Genomic DNA, 15,386 nt, shown 5'->3' on the forward strand with positions numbered 1-15,386 from the left:
TCAACCACATGCCCAGCTTCATCGAGGTCGTCGCCACCGCGCTCTTCGTCATCGCCATCGTCCACACGTTTTCCGTGCCGGTCTTCGCCCGCCTGGCCAATCGCAACGGTCCCCACGCTGGCCTATGGCACATGCTGGCCGAGGTGGAAGCCGTGTTCGGCGTCTGGGCCTTCGTCCTGGTTATCATCATGGCGCTGCTTGCGGGCACGGACAGCGCGGTAAGCTACCTGGACAGCCGCAACTTCACAGAGCCCGCCTTTGTCTTCGCCATCATGGTGGTATCGGCCAGCCGGCCCATCATCGAGCTGGTGAACGCCGTCGTGCGCGTGCTCGCCCGCATTACGCCCTTGCGCCAGGAACTGGCCACGTTCTTCATCACGCTTTCCATCGTGCCGCTGGCCGGCTCCTTCATCACCGAACCGGCCGCCATGACCCTGGCGGCCCTCATGCTGCGCGATGCCTACTTCCGCCGGCCGGGCCAGGCCGGCTTCAAGTACATGACGCTGGGCGTGCTGTTCGTCAACGTTTCCATAGGCGGCGTGCTTACCGCCTACGCCGCCCCGCCGGTGCTCATGGTGGCCCACACCTTTGGCTGGGATACGGCCTTCATGTCCACCCATTTCGGCTGGCGCGCCGCAGTTGCGGTGTTCATCAACGCCGGCGTGCTGACGCTGGTGTGCCGCAAATATCTGCTGAGCGGGCAAATTGGCGGCGCCGAGCCCGACACGCGCCCGCGCGTTCCCCCGATCGTCATCCTCATCCACCTGCTCTGCTTGTCGGGCATCGTGCTGGGCGCGCACCACCCGGTGGTATTCCTGGCCATTTTGCTGATGTTCATCGGCTATGCCCATGCCTACGCGCGCCACCAGAACCCCCTGCTGATCCGCGAGGGGCTGATGGTGGGCTTTTTCCTGGCGGGGCTGGTGGTGCTGGGCGGCATGCAGAAATGGTGGCTGCAGGACCTGCTTGGCGGGCTGGAGCCGATCGTGCTGTATTGGGGCGCAACGGCGCTTACCGCAGTGACCGACAACGCGGCCCTCACGTACCTGGGGTCGCTGGTGGAAGGCACCAGCGACTTGTGGCGCTATATGCTGGTGGCCGGCGCGGTTACCGGCGGCGGCCTTACCGTGATTGCCAACGCGCCCAATCCGGCCGGATTCTCGATTCTGAAGAACTTTTTCCCGGACGGCGCGATTTCGCCCATGAAGCTGCTGCTGTCGGCGCTGCTGCCGACAGCCGTGGCGGCCTTCATGTTCCTGCTGCCGCATAGCTTCAGTTAGCGGCGCAGCGTGGGGGCCTTTCCTCCCGCCGGGCCGCCCCAAGGCAAAAAGCGTCCCCTCGGGGGGCAGCAAGCCGCGTCAGCGGCGAAGCGTGGGGGTACTACTTATTGCGCCGGATCAGCCTGCGCAGCCAGAACAGCAAGGTCAGGGAACAGGCCAGCCCCAATACCAGCAACAGTACAACGATAATTTCACCGGTTGTCATGCGCCCCTCCGTTTGCCGGGAAAAAGCAGCATCATAAACAACAAAACCCGGCTATAGCGTAAAACGCCTGCCGGGCTTTGTACAGCAAGAAAAATAGCTGGCTACTTGCCTTCGCCGCCGAACAGCTTTCTTAGCTGGGCTGCATATTTGGGGCTGGTCTGGTCGATGACCTTCCAGGCGCTGGCGTCGGCCTTGGCTTCGAAAGCCTTGGCCTGCTCGGGTGGCAGGTCGATGATCTGGATGCCGGCTGCGATGAGCTTTTTCTTTTCCTCGGCGGCCAGTTCCTGGTCGTGGGCGAAGTTGGCTTCGACCTCGGCCACCTGCTTCTGCAGGAAGGCGCGCTGCTGGTCGTCGAGCTTCTTCCATTTGTCCTGGTTCATGAACAGGCTGACCTCGACGTTATAGAAACCGGGGTCGATGCGATACTTGGTTTTTTCCTGCCAGCCCAGATCGAAAATACCCACGCTGGGCCAGCCATAGCCGTCGACCACGCCGCGCTCGAGCGCGGTGTAGACTTCGCCGGGCGGCACTTGCAGCGGCAAGGCGCCCAACGACTGGAAGAACCCGCGGTACACCGGAACGCTGCGCAGCTTCATGCCGCTGAACGAATCGTCGACCGGCTTTTTATTGGTGTAGATGTGATACTTGAGGCCTTCGGTTTCGCGGCCCAGCCACACCATATTGGCTTTTTCGCGATGGATTTTATCCATGAGCTCGTAGCCGCCATTTTTACGCAGCTCGGCCATGGGCACCGAGGTAAAGCTCAAAGCCAGCGCCTCGGGCACCAGGTTGGCATGGAACACGCCGGTGGTGCTGGCCAGGTCCACCACGCCCGAGCGCACGGCGTTGCCGATTTCGAACGGAGGCATGGTTTCGGGACCGCCCAGCAGGTTGATTTGCAGGACGCCCTTGCCTTCCGCATTGACCTTCTTGACGAAAGCCTCGAAAGTGCGATCGAAGAACGAGTCTTTGGCAAAGGCGCTGACGGCCTTGAGCGTGACTTCGGCGCTCTGCGCCGCAAAGCTGGCAAAACCCAGCGCGACGGCAACTCCCGCCAGCATGAACTGTTTCTTCATCGGTGTATCTCCTTATGGTGTAACCATTAACTGTGGCAGCCCCGTAGCCAGCCACGGCAAGAACAGAAGCGCCCCCAATACCAGCACTTCAAGAATGATGAACGGCATGACCGAGCCGTAGATTTGCGTAAGCCGGATATGGCCCGGCGCAACGCTTTGCATGACCATGCACAGCAAGCCGAAAGGCGGCGTGAGCAGGCCGATTTCCATGGCCAGCAGCAGCATGACGCCCAGCCAGATGGGGTCGATGCCCGCGCTGTTGGCCAGGGGCATGAAGAACGGCAGGGTGATCATCATCATGCTGACCTGATCGATGATGCAGCCCAGGAACAGCAGAATGGCCAGCATGCCCATGACCAGGTAAACGGGCGAAAGATGGTACTGGCCGATCATCTGCAACAGGCCCGTGGTGGCCCCTGAAAAGCTAAGCAGCTGCGAGAACGTGGTGGAAGCCACCAGCACGAACAGGATGATGACCGAGATGCGGGCGGTTTCCATAAGCGCCTTGTACAGCGCCTGCCACGTGCACGCGCGGTAGCAGATCATGGCAATGACCGAGGCCACGGCGCCGATGGCGGCCGACTCGGTTGGCGAGGCCCAGCCCACCAGCATGCTGCCCACCACCGCCACGAAGATGCCGAACAAGGGCAGGACGTCGCGCACGAAGGGCTTCCAGCGTTCCCAGCCGTGCTTGCGCTGCTCGGGGTCGTAGGCCGGGGCAAGGCCAGGCTCCACGGTGCAGCGGATCATGACGTAGGCCACGAACAGCACCGCCAGCACCAGGCCTGGCACGATGCCGCCGATAAGCAATTGCGAAATGGAAATGCCGGCCAGGCTGCCCAGCATGACGGCCAGGGCGGATGGCGGAATCAGCATGGCAATGCCGCCCACCGCCATGATGGGCCCCATGGCGATTTTGGGCTGGTAGCCACGCTTGAGCATTTCGGGCAGCAAGGTGCCGCCCATCATGGCCGTATTGGCGATGGTCGAACCCGACAAGGTGGCGAAAATAGTGCCGCCCACGATCGACACGATGGAAAGCCGGCCCGGCAGCTTGGCGATGAGCTGCTCGATGGACGCAATGGCGCGAAACGCCAGGCCGCTGTGAAACAACAGCTCGCCCATAAGAATGAACAGCGGGATGGGCGTCAGCGAAAAACTATTGACCGACATGATCGAGTTGCGCACCAACTGGCCCAAGCCAGCTTCGCCACCCATGAAGACCCAGGCGCCCAGCAAGTTGACCCCCAGAAAAGCAAACGCCACCGGCACACCGATAAGCATAAGCAGGAACAACACGCCCAATAACAGGCTCAATGCCAATTGCCATTCCATTACGCCGCCCCCAGGTGTTCGGTCTTGAAAGCCACCGCAAGCCGGCGCACGAATTCCACGGTCAACAGAATGAACGAAATCGTCATGGGAAGAGCCAGCCACCACTCGGGGAAGATAAGAACCTTGAACACCATGCCGCCCTGCTGCATGCTGTCGAACAGGCTATAGACGCTTTGCACGGCCAGAATGGCGCACACGGCCAGGCAAATGAGTTCGCCGATGACGTCGAACCACCATTTCGTTTTGCCGGTAAGGCCGCGCACCAGGATATCGACGCGGATGTGGTCGTTGGTATAGACCAGCCACGGCGACGCCAGGAAGGCCGAGATCATGAGCATGTATTCGGTGACTTCCACCGACCAGGTAATCGTTGTAATGCCCAGGTTGCGCAACAGCACGTCGGCGCACACCAGCAGGGCCATGGCCCCGAACAGCACCGCCGCAATCAATCCCGTCCCGATCATCAGGCCGCGGTAGACCCGCATGCCCGCGCCCAGCGGCGCCTGTGCTTCCTGCTGATTGCCAGCATCTTCCATAAAACCTTCCTGCTTGATTATTTATTTGAACAACGACCGCGGCCATCCCTTGTCCCGGGACGTAATGCGGGAGAATCATTTTAGTCTTAAACTATTATTAAGAAACTAGGGATATTGCTAGGCCTTGCCCATACTGAAGAGGCCTGGCGCGGGTTGCCGGTTTTTATGCCAAAATCTCGGCTTTAGGCGGCACAAACGCATGAGTTCCCACAATGCGCTGTTCCATTCGCTTGAAGAGCAGGGCTGGGCCGTCAGCGATACCCTTGTCCCCGCAAGCTGGCGCGCAGCCTTGCTCAAGCAGGGCCAGGAGCTATGGCACGCAGGCCATTTCCACGAGGCCGGCATAGGCCGGGGGCAAAGCCATCAGCAAAGGCCCGACATCCGCGGAGACTCGATCTGCTGGGTCGAATCCGGCTCGCTGCATGCGGGCCAGCCCTTTTTTACATGGATGCGGGAATTGCGCCACGAACTGAACGCCAGGTATTACCTGGGCCTGCGCAGCCAGGAATTCCATTTTGCGCGCTACGAAGCCGGTCGCGGCTACAAAAAGCACATCGACCAGCACCACGGCACCGGACACCGGAAGATCTCCGTTGTCCTGTACTTGAACCCGCACTGGAAGCCGCTGGACGGCGGCGAGCTTTGCCTGTACCACCCCGACGGCCACCGCGAAACGCAACGCATACTGCCCATGCCGGCGCGGCTGGTGATTTTTCGCAGCGACCTGATTCCGCACGAGGTCCTGCCATGCCGCCAGGCCCGCTGGAGCCTGACCGGCTGGCTGCGCTCGGATGAGCCGCCGCTGAAATCGCTGGGCGCGGATTCCTAGCGCGCTGCCGGCCACATGGCCAGTTCAGACTCCGCAGTCGGGCATGCGGATCAGGCGAACGACACGCTACACGCTTAGATACGCGCGCCGGACTTCGTCGTTGGCGGCCAGGTCTTCCATGGAGGCCTGGTAGCGTATCTGGCCTTTTTCCAGCACATAGGCCCTGTCGGAGACCAGCTCGGCAAAATGCATGTTCTGCTCGGAAAGCAGGATGCTTACACCTTGCTGCTTGAGCTCGATGATCATGTTGGCCATTTGCTCGACAATAAGCGGAGCCACGCCTTCGGAGGGCTCGTCCAGCAGCACCAGGTATGGATTGCCCATAAGCGCCCGGGCCACTGTGAGCATTTGCTGTTCGCCGCCGCTCATGCGCCCGCCGGGGCGCAGGGGCATTTCGCCCAGATTGGGAAACAGATCGAACAAGCGCTCGGGCGTCCATTGCGGCGCCGCCGTGCCGTCGGACCAGGTGCGCGCGGGCTGGCGGCCCACGGCCAGGTTCTCCATGACGGTAAGCTCGGTGAAGACGCGGCGGTCCTCGGGCACGAAGGCCAGGCCCATGCGCGCCGCGTGATGCGGTTCGCTGCGCGAGATATCGTTGCCCAGGAAGGAGATGCTGCCGCGCCGCTTGTCCAGCATGCCCATCAGGGCTTTCAGCGTGGTGGACTTACCCGCGCCGTTGCGCCCCATCAAAGCCACGACCTCGCCGCGCTGCACGTGCAGGTCGAGGTCGAACAGGATCTGGGCCGCGCCGTACCAGGCGGCAAGCCCTTTTGCCTCAAGCAGGGTCTGGGTCGTCATGCCGGCTCCTTTACCGCTTTCTTTTCGAATGTCTTGCCCGTGCCGAAATACACTTCCTGCACCTTGGGGTGGTCGCGCAGTTCCAGCGGCTTGCCTTCGGCGATAAGGCGGCCGCGCGCCAGCACGATCATGCGGTCGGCGTAGGCGAACACCACGTCCATGCTGTGCTCGGTGAACAGCACGGCCATGCCGCGCTCGATGACCAGCTTCTTGGTCAGGGCCATGAGGTCGTTGCGTTCTTTGGGCGCCATGCCGGCGGTGGGCTCGTCCATGAGCAGCAGCTTGGGGTTGTTGGCGATGGCGATCGCCAGTTCCACGCGCTTTACGTCGCCGTAGGCCAGCACGCTGCAAGGCCGGTCGGCCTGGGCCGCCATGCCCACCTGGTCCAGCAAGTCCATGGCCTCGTCCCGCTTGTAGGCGGCCGCGCGGCGCCAGGTGGACAACAGCTTGTTGTCGGCCGACAGCAAGGCCATCTGCACGTTTTCTATCGCCGTCAACGACGCGAAGGTCTCGGCGATTTGAAAGGTGCGGCCCACGCCCAGCTTCCAGATGCTGCGCGGGGGCAGGCCCACCAGTTCGTGGCTGCCCAGCTTGATGGAGCCGCTGTCGGCCTTGAGCTGGCCATTGACCATGTTGAAGGTCGTGGACTTGCCCGCGCCGTTGGGCCCGATAAGAGCCAGGAGCTCGCCGGCCGGCAGCTCGAAATTGATGCCGTCCACGGCCCGAACGCCGCCGAAGGACTTGCCCAGGCCCGATACTTTCAGCAAGCTCATGGCTGCGCCTCCTTGACTTGAATGCGATCGATGCGGACGCGCTCCATGGCCTGGGTGCGCGCCGCGCCGGCCTGTTCCCGCCCATCGGCCGGTTCGTGGCCACGCGCCTGGCTGGCGCCGCCGCTTCCCGTGCGGCCTTTGGCCCTGGCACTGAGGTTTTCGCACAGCAGCTTCAGGGTGCCGGCAATGCCTTGGGGGAACAGCAGCACCAGCAGCAGAATGATTCCGCCCAGCATGGCCCGCCAGTAATCGGTATTGCGCGCCACGATGTCATGCAGCCAGGTGAACGAAACCGCGCCGACTATGGGCCCCACCAGGGTTTGCATGCCGCCCAGCAGCACCATGACCAGGCCGTCGATGGACTTGTTCACGTGCAAGGTTTCGGGCGCGATGCTGCCCTTGGAAAAGGCGAACAGGGTGCCCGCCAGCCCCGCCGCAATGCCGGCGATGACAAAGCCGTACCAATGAATGCGCTTGACGTTGATGCCGATGGCGTCGGCGCGCAGGAAAGAGTCGCGCCCCGCCCGCATGGCGTAGCCGAACGGCGAAAACAGGATGCGGCGCAGCCACAATGCGGCCCCCACCACCAGCACCAGGGTCAGGTAGTAATAAACGGTTTTATTGGACAGCCAGGCCGCGGGCCAGACTCCGGTCATGCCGTTGCTGCCGCCGGTGAAGTCGTCCCACTGATAGCAGATGGCCCATGTTATTTGCGCCACGGCAAGGGTCAGCATGGCCAGGTACACGCCCGACAGCCGCACGCAGAACCAGCCGTATACCAGGGCTCCGACGCCCGCCACCAGCGGCGCGACGATGAAGGTGAGCTCCATGGGCATGCCCAGCGATTTCACCAGCAGGGCCGCCGCATAGGCGCCCAGGCCGAAATAAGCGGCATGACCGAACGAATGCATGCCACCCGGCCCCATGATGAAGTGCAGGCTTACCGCGAACAACACGGCCACCAGAAGGTCGATGAACAGCACGGTAATGTAGGGCATCTGCACGGTAAAGGCCGGCATGGCCAGCAACAGCAGCACACAGGCCGCCGCGCCCAGCTTGAACCGCCTGCTGGCCGGACGCAGGGGCTCTTCGCCGTCGGAAGCATTGTGCCGCACTGCCTGGGCCTTGCCGAACAAGCCCCAGGGCCGGATGATGAGCACCACCGCCATGACCAGGAATTCCACCACCAGCGTAAGCTTGGTGAACGAGATACTGAACCCGAGGATCTCGACCACGCCCAGCCAGACGCAAACCGCCTTGAGCTCGGCAATGAGCAGGGCCGCAACGTAGGCGCCGGTAATGGAGCCCATGCCGCCCACCACCACGATCACGAATGCGGCGCCGATGATCTGGATGTCCATTTCCAGGTTGGCCGGTTCGCGCGGCAGCTGCAGCGCCCCGCCGAATGCCGCCAGCAGCGCGCCCAAGGCAAACACGGCAGTGAACAGCCAGGCCTGGTTGATGCCCAGCGCGCTGACCATGCCGCGGTCTTGCGTTGCCGCCCGCACCAGTGTGCCCCAATGCGTCTTGGTAAGCAGCAGCCACAGCAGGCCCAGCACCACCGGCCCGATGGCGATCAGGAACAGGTCGTAGGTGGGGAACAGCCGGCCGAAGATCGAAATCGCGCCCTCGAGGCCAGGCGCCCTGGGCCCAAGCAGTTCCTCCGGCCCCCAATACCAAAGCACGGCATCGCGCAGCACCAGGGCCACGGCAAACGTGGCCAGCAGCTGGAACAGCTCGGGCGCATGATAGATGCGGCGCAACAGCACCATTTCGATCAGGCCCCCGAGTATGCCCACCGCCACGGCGGCCAATACAATGGCCGGCCAGAAGCCAATGGAGTTTTCCAGCGTGATGACCAGCGAATACGCCACGTAAATGCCGACCATATAGAACGAGCCATGGGCGAAATTTACGATGCGCGTCACGCCGAAGATCAACGACAGGCCGGCCGCCACCATGAACAGCGACGACGCGCCGGCCAAGCCGTTGAGCAGCTGTACGATAAAGCCCGAGAAATCCATACTGTCCGCCACTATTCAATTCAGGAAATGCCCGCATTGGCAATGCGGGGCTTTGTGCTGCTTCACGGCTGCTAATCGGCCTTGCGCATCTGGCGAACTTCTTCGTCGCTGGGCTGCAGCTTCTCGCCGTCGATGTATTCACCATTGGGCATCGCGCCCTTGCCGTCCTTCACCACCAGGCGGCCCACATGTATGCCCCAGGTCGCCTGATTGTCGATGGGACGGAAATGCATCTTGCCGAACGGGGTTTCAAACTGCAGGCCTTTGAACGCCTTGATCATGGCTTCGGTGTCGGTGGAGCCGGCCTTGGTGATGCCGGCGGCCAGCGCCTGAACGGTGGCGTAGCCGATGACCGAATTCAAGCGCGGATAATCGTGGTATTTCTTTTCATAGGCTTCGATGAACGCCTTGTGCTCGGGGATATCGATGTTCGTGTAGGGATAGCCGGTTACGAACCAGCCATCGGGGGCATCGCCGCGCAACGGATCCAGGTACTCGGGCTCGCCGGTCAACAAGCTGACCACCTCGCGGTTCTTGAACAGGCCTCGGGTCTTGCCTTCGCGGGCGAACTTGGTCAGGTCGGGCCCGAACAGCACATTGAAAATAGCGTCGGGCTTGGCGTCTTCCAGGGCTTGCACCACGGGGCCGGCATCGAGCTTGCCGAAAGGCGTGGCCTGCTCGGCGACGAACTCGACATCTGGCTGCAGTTTCTTGAGCTCGGCCTTGAAGGCGGCCACGGCAGCCTGGCCGTATTCGTAATTGGGGTAGATAAGCGCCCAGCGTTTTTTGTTCATTTTGGCGGCGGCCGGCGCCACCGACGCGGCCAGGGCATGCGTGCCGGCGCGCAGGCGATACGTATAGCGATTGCCGTCCTGCCAGACAACCTTGTCGCTTAGCGGCCCCGACGCCAGGAAGAACACTTTGCGCTGCTTGGCGAAGTCGGCCACGGCCAGGCCGACGTGCGACAGCGTGACGCCGGCCAGCACGTCGACCTTGTCGCGCGAGATCAGCTCTTCGGCGATGCGCACGGCATCGCCGGCATTGGCGTTGTCGTCGCGGAAAATGGTGTTCAGCTTCTTGCCCAGCACGCCGCCGGCGGCGTTGATCTGCTCTTGCGCCAGCTCCCAGCCCTTCTTGTACGGCCCAAGGTTGGCCGGCAAGGTTTTATAGCTGTTCAGCTCGCCGATAAGAATGGTGTCTTTCGATTCCGCCAGGGCGGTATTGGCACAGAACCCTGCTGTCATCGCCATCGCCACCGCGACGGTCATTTGCTTCAAGTATTTCATACTGCACTCCTGGCTCGAGACTGGCCGGCATCGGCAACGCTGGCCTTGTGGATACTTGGCCCGGACCCGCAAGGCCCCGGAATAAATGTAGTGACGACTACAATAGTATGTAGTGAACGCTAAAAAATACTAAGGGAAAATTCCACCATGCGCAATGTGGGTTCTCCCGGAACCCAAATATTTTTCCGGGGACTGATGTAACAACTTGAAATCTAAAGCGATGAAAGCTCAATAAAGACGGGCTTTTCCGCTGTAACAGGCATGGCCAGCCGTGACTGCTAAGTAGTTACCCTAGGCCTACGGAGAGCCTGAACGGCCTGCACTGAAACCGTGCAAAATTTGGGGCGAAATGTTATTTTTTTAGTGCCCACTATAAAAATACGACGCGTTTGCACCGGCTTGCGGCACGGCCGCTAAATGGCGCACACTTGATCCGCGCCCGAAGAAGGAATGCCGCCGCTGTTCTTGGCCTGGGCCACATCGAGGTCGCGCGGCAGAGTTACGCCGTTCTTGACCGCCAGCACTTCGGCCATGATGCTTACCGCAATTTCAGAGGGTGTCTTGCTGCCTATGTAGATGCCGATGGGACCGCGCAGGCGCGCCAGAGACGCTTCGGTCTGGTCGAAGTACTCGATGAGCCGTTCGCGCCGCAGGGCGTTGTTGCTGCGCGAGCCGATGGCGCCCACGTAGAAGGCCTCGGTTTCCAGCGCCTCGAGCAGGGCCAGGTCGTCCAGCTTCGGGTCGTGGGTAAGGGCGATGATGCAGCTGCGCCGGTCGGCCTTGAACTCACGCACGACGTCATCGGGCATTTCCGACACCACGCTTGCCCCCGCCACCGACCAGCTGGCGCGGTATTCTTCGCGCGGATCGCACACCGTAACGGTAAAGCCGTTGAACAAGGCCATGGTGGCCAGGTATTCGGTCAATTGCCCCGCGCCGATCAGCAGCATGCGGTACTCGGGGCCGAAGGTATTGATCAGTTCGGTTTCCGACACGGAAAGCTCGGAAGGCTGGCCGGTGGGCTCTTGGGACACGCTGCCGTCGGACAAGCGCACAATGCGCCGCATCAGCTTGCCGGCCTCGAGTTCCGTCACCAGTTGCGCCAGGGCCTGCGCATCGGAGTCGTATTCGATAAGCAGTTCCAGCGTTCCGCCACAGGGCAGACCGAACCGGTGGGCTTCGTCGGCCTTGATGCCGTACCGCAAGAAAGACGGCGCGCCCGTGGGCATTTTGGAGGGGTTTTCCGCGCCCGAATAGGCTTGCGAATAGCGGTAGATAAGATCGTCTTCGATACAGCCGCCCGAAACCGAACCCACGACGGTGCCGTCTTCGCACAAGGCCATGATGGAGCCGATGGGCCGCGGCGACGAACCCCAGGTGCGCACAACCGTCGCCAAAAGCGCGCGCTTGCCGGCCCGCCGCCAATCGCGCAAAGTTCTCAAGACAACAAGATCCAGATTTTCCATTGTGGCGCTCCATCGTTGCCGGCCGCCACGCCATACGCGGGGCCGGCGCCGCCGCTGCCCACAAACTTGAAAACACAACAGGAAACGGCGCTGCCCTCTAGTTTACGGCTTAACAAACCGCAATGTCATGCGGTCGCTTTCGCCGATGGCCTGGTACTTGGCGCGGTCGGCATCCTTGTTGCGATAGGTGGGCGGCAATGCCCAGACTCCGTTGGGATGATCGGCCGTATCCTTGGGATTGGCATTGATTTCCGATTTGGCGTCCAGCTTGAAGCCCACGCTTTCGGCCAGCTTGATGACGTAGGCCTCATGCACGTAGCCAGTGCTGGCTTTCGAATCCTGCTTCATGCCGGCAGGCAGCCGATGCTCGGCCACGCCCAGCACGCCGCCGTGCTTCAGGACATCGTAGGCGCTTTTGAAAACCTTCTTCGCATTGTCGTCGCCCTGCGCGATCCAGTTGTGGATGTTGCGGAAGGTCAGCACCATGTCGACGCTGCCGGCGGGCGCATAATTCAGATGCTGGGGCGGCTCGAAGACCTCGACGTCGACCTTGCCGAAAAGCGCCGGATTCGCGGCCATCTTGCTGCGAAAGCTGCGCGCATAGCCGCGCAGGTGCTCGTCGGACGAATCAGGCGAATACGAACCCGCAATGTACTTGCCCTTGTCGCGCAAATACGGGGCCAGGATTTCGGTATACCAGCCGCCGCCGGGCGACAGCTCGACCACTGTCATGGTGGGCTTGATGCCGAAGAACATCAGCGTTTCGTAGGGATGGCGCGCGGCGTCGCGCTGCACATAGGCCGGCGTGCGCTGGCTGCTGGCGATGGCCGCCTTGAGCGCATCGTCGGCATGCGCCGTGCCCATCAGCAGCGCGGCCAGCGCGCCCGCCAAAAACAATTGCTTCATGATCTTGTCTCCTGTGATTGCCGGGCTTCCAGCATTTCTGAAAATGGAACGCGGAAGGCCCCCGCGGCGGAACGCCATGTTCCGCCGCATTGAGGTCATGGATCAAAGAATAGCAAAAAAGAACGGGAACCCGCAGGCGCCAGCTTGCGCCCGCCTGCCGCCCTCTTGCGAAGCGTTATGCCGCTTGCGAGGTGGTTTCGTCGACCCGCTTGGCGATGTGCTCGAGCGCGGCCTCGACCTGGTCGATGAGGATCAGGCACAGGTCGCCGTCGGCCAGCCTTTCCAGCGCGGTATCGATGGCCAGGAACTCGCCATGGATTTCCTGTATGTGCCTGGCCCGGCCGGCATTGGCCAGGCCCTGCTTCAGCAGGGCCAGCACTTCGCCGTCCTCCCGGCCACGCTGGCACTGATCCTCGTACAGGATGACGTCGTCGAAGGCTTCGCCCAGAATCTCGGTCTGGCGGCGGATATCGATGTCGCGGCGATCGCCCGCCCCGCTTATCACCACGCTGCGCCGCCTGGCAGGCAGGCTTTCCACCGCATCCACCAAAGCCTGGATGGCGTCGGGGTTGTGACCGTAGTCGGCGATCAGCGTCGCGCCCTTGTACGAGAACATATTGAAGCGCCCGGGCGCCGTGCTGGCGTCGCTGACGAAGGACGACAGGCCGGCCTGCATGGAGGCGCCCTCCAGGCCCAGCGCCCAGACAGCCGCCGCCGCGGCCATGGCGTTCTCCACCTGGAAGCCCAGAGTACCCGCACGAGTCAGCGGAATGTTCTTCAGCGGCAGGCGCAGCATATTGCCGCCTTCGGCGAGCACGATGTCGCCAGCCTCGACGAATACGGCACGCCCGCCTTGCGCGCGATGGGTGGCCAGCACAGGATGGTTGCCGTCGGCCGCAAAGAAAGTCACGGAGCCGGGACAGTTTTCGGCCATGGCCGCCACATAGGGATCGGCCGCATTCAGCACGGCCATGCCGTCCGGCGCCACGTTTTCGACAATGACCCGCTTGACGATGGCCAGGTCCTCCACCGTGCTGATGTAGTTGAGGCCCAGGTGGTCGCCCATGCCGACGTTGGTGACGACCGCCACATTGCAGCGGTCGAACCCCAAGCCTTCACGCAGGATGCCGCCGCGCGCGGTCTCGAGCACCGCCGCATCCACCTCGGGGTGCATCAGCACATTGCGCGCGCTGCGCGGGCCGCTGCAGTCGCCGGTATCGATGCACCGGCCGTTTATGTACACCCCGTCGGAATTGGTCATGCCGACACGCAGGCCGGTACCGGCCAGCAAGTGCGCAATGAGCCGGGTGGTGGTGGTCTTGCCGTTGGTGCCGGCAATCGCCACCAACGGAATACGGCCGTTTTCCCCCTCGGGGAACATATTGGCGATGATGGCCTCGCCCACCGCCCGGCCCTTGCCGAACGAAGGGCTCAGATGCATGCGCAGCCCCGGCGCCGCATTGACTTCCACAATGCAGCCTTTGCCGGGAGACAACGGTTCATAGACGCTTTCGCTTACCAGGTCGATGCCGCAGATATCCAGGCCCACCATTTGCGCCGCCGCCACGGCCACGGCCGCCAGGTCGGGATGAACGTGGTCGGTGACATCGGTGGCGGTGCCGCCGGTGCTCAGGTTGGCATTATTGCGCAGCGCCACCAGCACGCCGTTCTGGGGAATGGAGTGCGCGTCGTAGCCTTGCTTGGCCATGGTGGCCACGGCAATGTCGTCGTGTATGCGGATCTTGGTCAGAGACGTGCCATGGCCTTCGCCGCGCGCGGGGTCGGCATTGATGGCCTCGACCAATTGCGCAATGGTGTGCCGGCCGTCGCCGATGACCTGTGGCGGATCGCGCCGCGCCGCCGCAACCAGCTTGTCGCCCACCACCAGCAAGCGGAAATCATGGCCGGGAAAATACCGCTCGACGATGACCTCGGAGCAAATGTCGGACGCCGCCTCGAAGGCTGCAAAAACCTGGCTGCGCCCCTGGAGGTTTACCGCCACCCCCTTGCCCTGGTTGCCGTCGCGCGGCTTGACCACCACCGGCCCGCCGATTTCCCGAGCCACTTCCCAGGCTTCTTCGGGCGTGGTCACGCTGCGGCCGTCCGGCACGGGCACGCCCGCCGCGCCGAGCAGCGCCTTGGTCAGGTCCTTGTCTTGCGCAATGGATTCGGCAATGGCGCTGGTGCAATCGGTTTCGGCGGCCTGAATGCGCCGCTGCCGGCTGCCCCAGCCAAACTGCACCAGGCTGCCCTGGGTCAGGCGGCGATAGGGAATCGAGCGCACGATCGCCGCCAGCACGATGGCGCCCGTGCTGGGCCCAAGGCGCACGTCTTCATTCAGTTCGCGCAGGCGCGCCAGTGCATCGGCCAGGTCGAACGGCGTGTCGTCCATGGCCGCCAGGCAAAGATCCTGGGCCAGGTCGAAGGCCATCCGGCCGACGTCTTCTTCGCTGTACTCCACGATGACCTGGAACACTCCGGGCTCTATCGTGGCGGAAGTGCGGTAGAACGATACGGCGCAACCGGCCTGGGACTGCAGGCTCAACGCGGCGCAGGCCAGGGCGTGCGCCATCGAGTAGCTTTGTCCGTTGTTCAAGGGGCGCAGCAGGTCCAGTTCGGGAAAGCGGGCGCGCAAGCGCGTTTCGAATCCTGGCAGCGCATCGATGGCGCATTCGACATCGGTGCACGACACGATGGCTTCGATCGAAGTCTGGCGACTCCACAGATTGGGGCCGCGCAAAGCTCTTACACGTGAGACTTCCATGAACTGCGTTTCCTCTTATTGGCGCCGCCGAAGGGGCAGCGCCGTATTCGTTGTCAAGGGTTCAAATGCCGGCCAGGCATCGGCCGGGCTGATTCCTGCTTGCGCTCC

Annotated in this window: 13 protein-coding genes; 2 read left to right on the top strand and 11 right to left on the bottom strand. The window is 62.6% G+C overall.

From position 1 onward, the window contains the following. The first annotated feature begins 8 nt into the window (after nt 1–8). Entirely contained in the window at nt 9–1,280 is a 1,272-nt protein-coding gene (locus VNT00_RS07575) for a putative Na+/H+ antiporter (protein ID WP_325586076.1), read from the top strand. A 100-nt stretch (nt 1,281–1,380) separates the two neighbouring features. Here the strand turns inward: VNT00_RS07575 and VNT00_RS07580 are convergent, their stop codons facing one another. The 4 genes from VNT00_RS07580 to VNT00_RS07595 form a co-directional block, all read right to left on the bottom strand. Beyond that, the gene (locus VNT00_RS07580) at nt 1,381–1,485 is read right to left on the bottom strand and encodes an LPXTG cell wall anchor domain-containing protein (protein ID WP_325586078.1); all 105 of its coding nucleotides are present in this window, start codon (nt 1,483–1,485) and stop codon (nt 1,381–1,383) included. A gap of 101 nt (nt 1,486–1,586) precedes the next feature. Continuing rightward, a complete protein-coding gene (dctP, locus tag VNT00_RS07585) occupies nt 1,587–2,561 on the bottom strand; it encodes a TRAP transporter substrate-binding protein DctP (protein ID WP_325586080.1) in 975 nt (324 codons plus the stop codon). Nucleotides 2,562–2,573: 12 nt separating this feature from the next. Further along, the gene (locus VNT00_RS07590) at nt 2,574–3,896 is read right to left on the bottom strand and encodes a TRAP transporter large permease (protein ID WP_325586082.1); all 1,323 of its coding nucleotides are present in this window, start codon (nt 3,894–3,896) and stop codon (nt 2,574–2,576) included. Then, a complete protein-coding gene (locus VNT00_RS07595; protein WP_325586083.1) occupies nt 3,896–4,432 on the bottom strand; it encodes a TRAP transporter small permease in 537 nt (178 codons plus the stop codon). The genes VNT00_RS07590 and VNT00_RS07595 overlap by 1 nt, the downstream gene beginning before the upstream one ends. Before the next feature lie 199 nt (nt 4,433–4,631). Here VNT00_RS07595 and VNT00_RS07600 point away from each other — a divergent pair, with 199 nt between their 5' ends. Beyond that, entirely contained in the window at nt 4,632–5,261 is a 630-nt protein-coding gene (locus tag VNT00_RS07600; RefSeq protein ID WP_325586085.1) for a 2OG-Fe(II) oxygenase, read from the top strand. 66 nt (nt 5,262–5,327) lie between these two features. Here VNT00_RS07600 and VNT00_RS07605 read toward each other — a convergent pair whose 3' ends face one another. The 7 genes from VNT00_RS07605 to cphA all read right to left on the bottom strand — a co-directional run bounded on the left by VNT00_RS07605 (nt 5,328) and on the right by cphA (nt 15,278). After that, nucleotides 5,328–6,059 (bottom strand): ABC transporter ATP-binding protein, encoded by a 732-nt coding sequence (locus VNT00_RS07605; RefSeq protein ID WP_325586087.1) that lies wholly within the window; start codon nt 6,057–6,059, stop codon nt 5,328–5,330. Further along, nucleotides 6,056–6,832: an ABC transporter ATP-binding protein gene (locus VNT00_RS07610; protein WP_325586089.1), complete on the bottom strand. Its 777-nt coding sequence runs from the start codon at nt 6,830–6,832 to the stop codon at nt 6,056–6,058. Before VNT00_RS07610 ends, VNT00_RS07605 begins: the two co-directional genes overlap by 4 nt. Further along, complete coding sequence (locus tag VNT00_RS07615; protein WP_325586091.1) at nt 6,829–8,856, bottom strand: ABC transporter permease; 2,028 nt, start codon at nt 8,854–8,856, stop codon at nt 6,829–6,831. The genes VNT00_RS07610 and VNT00_RS07615 overlap by 4 nt, the downstream gene beginning before the upstream one ends. Nucleotides 8,857–8,927: 71 nt before the next feature. Then, nucleotides 8,928–10,106, bottom strand: a complete 1,179-nt coding sequence (locus tag VNT00_RS07620; RefSeq protein WP_325586262.1) for an ABC transporter substrate-binding protein — start codon at nt 10,104–10,106, stop codon at nt 8,928–8,930. 449 nt (nt 10,107–10,555) lie between these two features. Beyond that, nucleotides 10,556–11,608 (bottom strand): XdhC family protein, encoded by a 1,053-nt coding sequence (locus VNT00_RS07625; RefSeq protein WP_325586093.1) that lies wholly within the window; start codon nt 11,606–11,608, stop codon nt 10,556–10,558. Between the two features lie 102 nt (nt 11,609–11,710). Further along, a complete protein-coding gene (locus VNT00_RS07630; protein ID WP_325586095.1) occupies nt 11,711–12,514 on the bottom strand; it encodes a class I SAM-dependent methyltransferase in 804 nt (267 codons plus the stop codon). A gap of 175 nt (nt 12,515–12,689) precedes the next feature. After that, complete coding sequence (gene cphA, locus VNT00_RS07635; protein WP_325586097.1) at nt 12,690–15,278, bottom strand: cyanophycin synthetase; 2,589 nt, start codon at nt 15,276–15,278, stop codon at nt 12,690–12,692. Between the last annotated feature and the right edge of the window lie 108 nt (nt 15,279–15,386).

This window comes from Eoetvoesiella sp., assembly GCF_035555955.1.
Classification (GTDB): Bacteria; Pseudomonadota; Gammaproteobacteria; order Burkholderiales; family Burkholderiaceae_B; genus Eoetvoesia.

What these genes read in the sequence shown, in the direction of transcription:
- VNT00_RS07595 (WP_325586083.1), bottom strand. Translation starts at nt 4,432, where the DNA reads ATGGAAGATGCTGGCAATCAGCAGGAAGCACAGGCGCCGCTGGGCGCG.
- VNT00_RS07610 (WP_325586089.1), bottom strand. Translation starts at nt 6,832, where the DNA reads ATGAGCTTGCTGAAAGTATCGGGCCTGGGCAAGTCCTTCGGCGGCGTT.
- VNT00_RS07575 (WP_325586076.1), top strand. Translation starts at nt 9, where the DNA reads ATGCCCAGCTTCATCGAGGTCGTCGCCACCGCGCTCTTCGTCATCGCC.
- VNT00_RS07590 (WP_325586082.1), bottom strand. Translation starts at nt 3,896, where the DNA reads ATGGAATGGCAATTGGCATTGAGCCTGTTATTGGGCGTGTTGTTCCTG.
- VNT00_RS07605 (WP_325586087.1), bottom strand. Translation starts at nt 6,059, where the DNA reads ATGACGACCCAGACCCTGCTTGAGGCAAAAGGGCTTGCCGCCTGGTAC.
- VNT00_RS07615 (WP_325586091.1), bottom strand. Translation starts at nt 8,856, where the DNA reads ATGGATTTCTCGGGCTTTATCGTACAGCTGCTCAACGGCTTGGCCGGC.
- dctP (WP_325586080.1), bottom strand. Translation starts at nt 2,561, where the DNA reads ATGAAGAAACAGTTCATGCTGGCGGGAGTTGCCGTCGCGCTGGGTTTT.
- VNT00_RS07600 (WP_325586085.1), top strand. Translation starts at nt 4,632, where the DNA reads ATGAGTTCCCACAATGCGCTGTTCCATTCGCTTGAAGAGCAGGGCTGG.
- cphA (WP_325586097.1), bottom strand. Translation starts at nt 15,278, where the DNA reads ATGGAAGTCTCACGTGTAAGAGCTTTGCGCGGCCCCAATCTGTGGAGT.
- VNT00_RS07630 (WP_325586095.1), bottom strand. Translation starts at nt 12,514, where the DNA reads ATGAAGCAATTGTTTTTGGCGGGCGCGCTGGCCGCGCTGCTGATGGGC.
- VNT00_RS07625 (WP_325586093.1), bottom strand. Translation starts at nt 11,608, where the DNA reads ATGGAAAATCTGGATCTTGTTGTCTTGAGAACTTTGCGCGATTGGCGG.
- VNT00_RS07580 (WP_325586078.1), bottom strand. Translation starts at nt 1,485, where the DNA reads ATGACAACCGGTGAAATTATCGTTGTACTGTTGCTGGTATTGGGGCTG.
- VNT00_RS07620 (WP_325586262.1), bottom strand. Translation starts at nt 10,106, where the DNA reads ATGGCGATGACAGCAGGGTTCTGTGCCAATACCGCCCTGGCGGAATCG.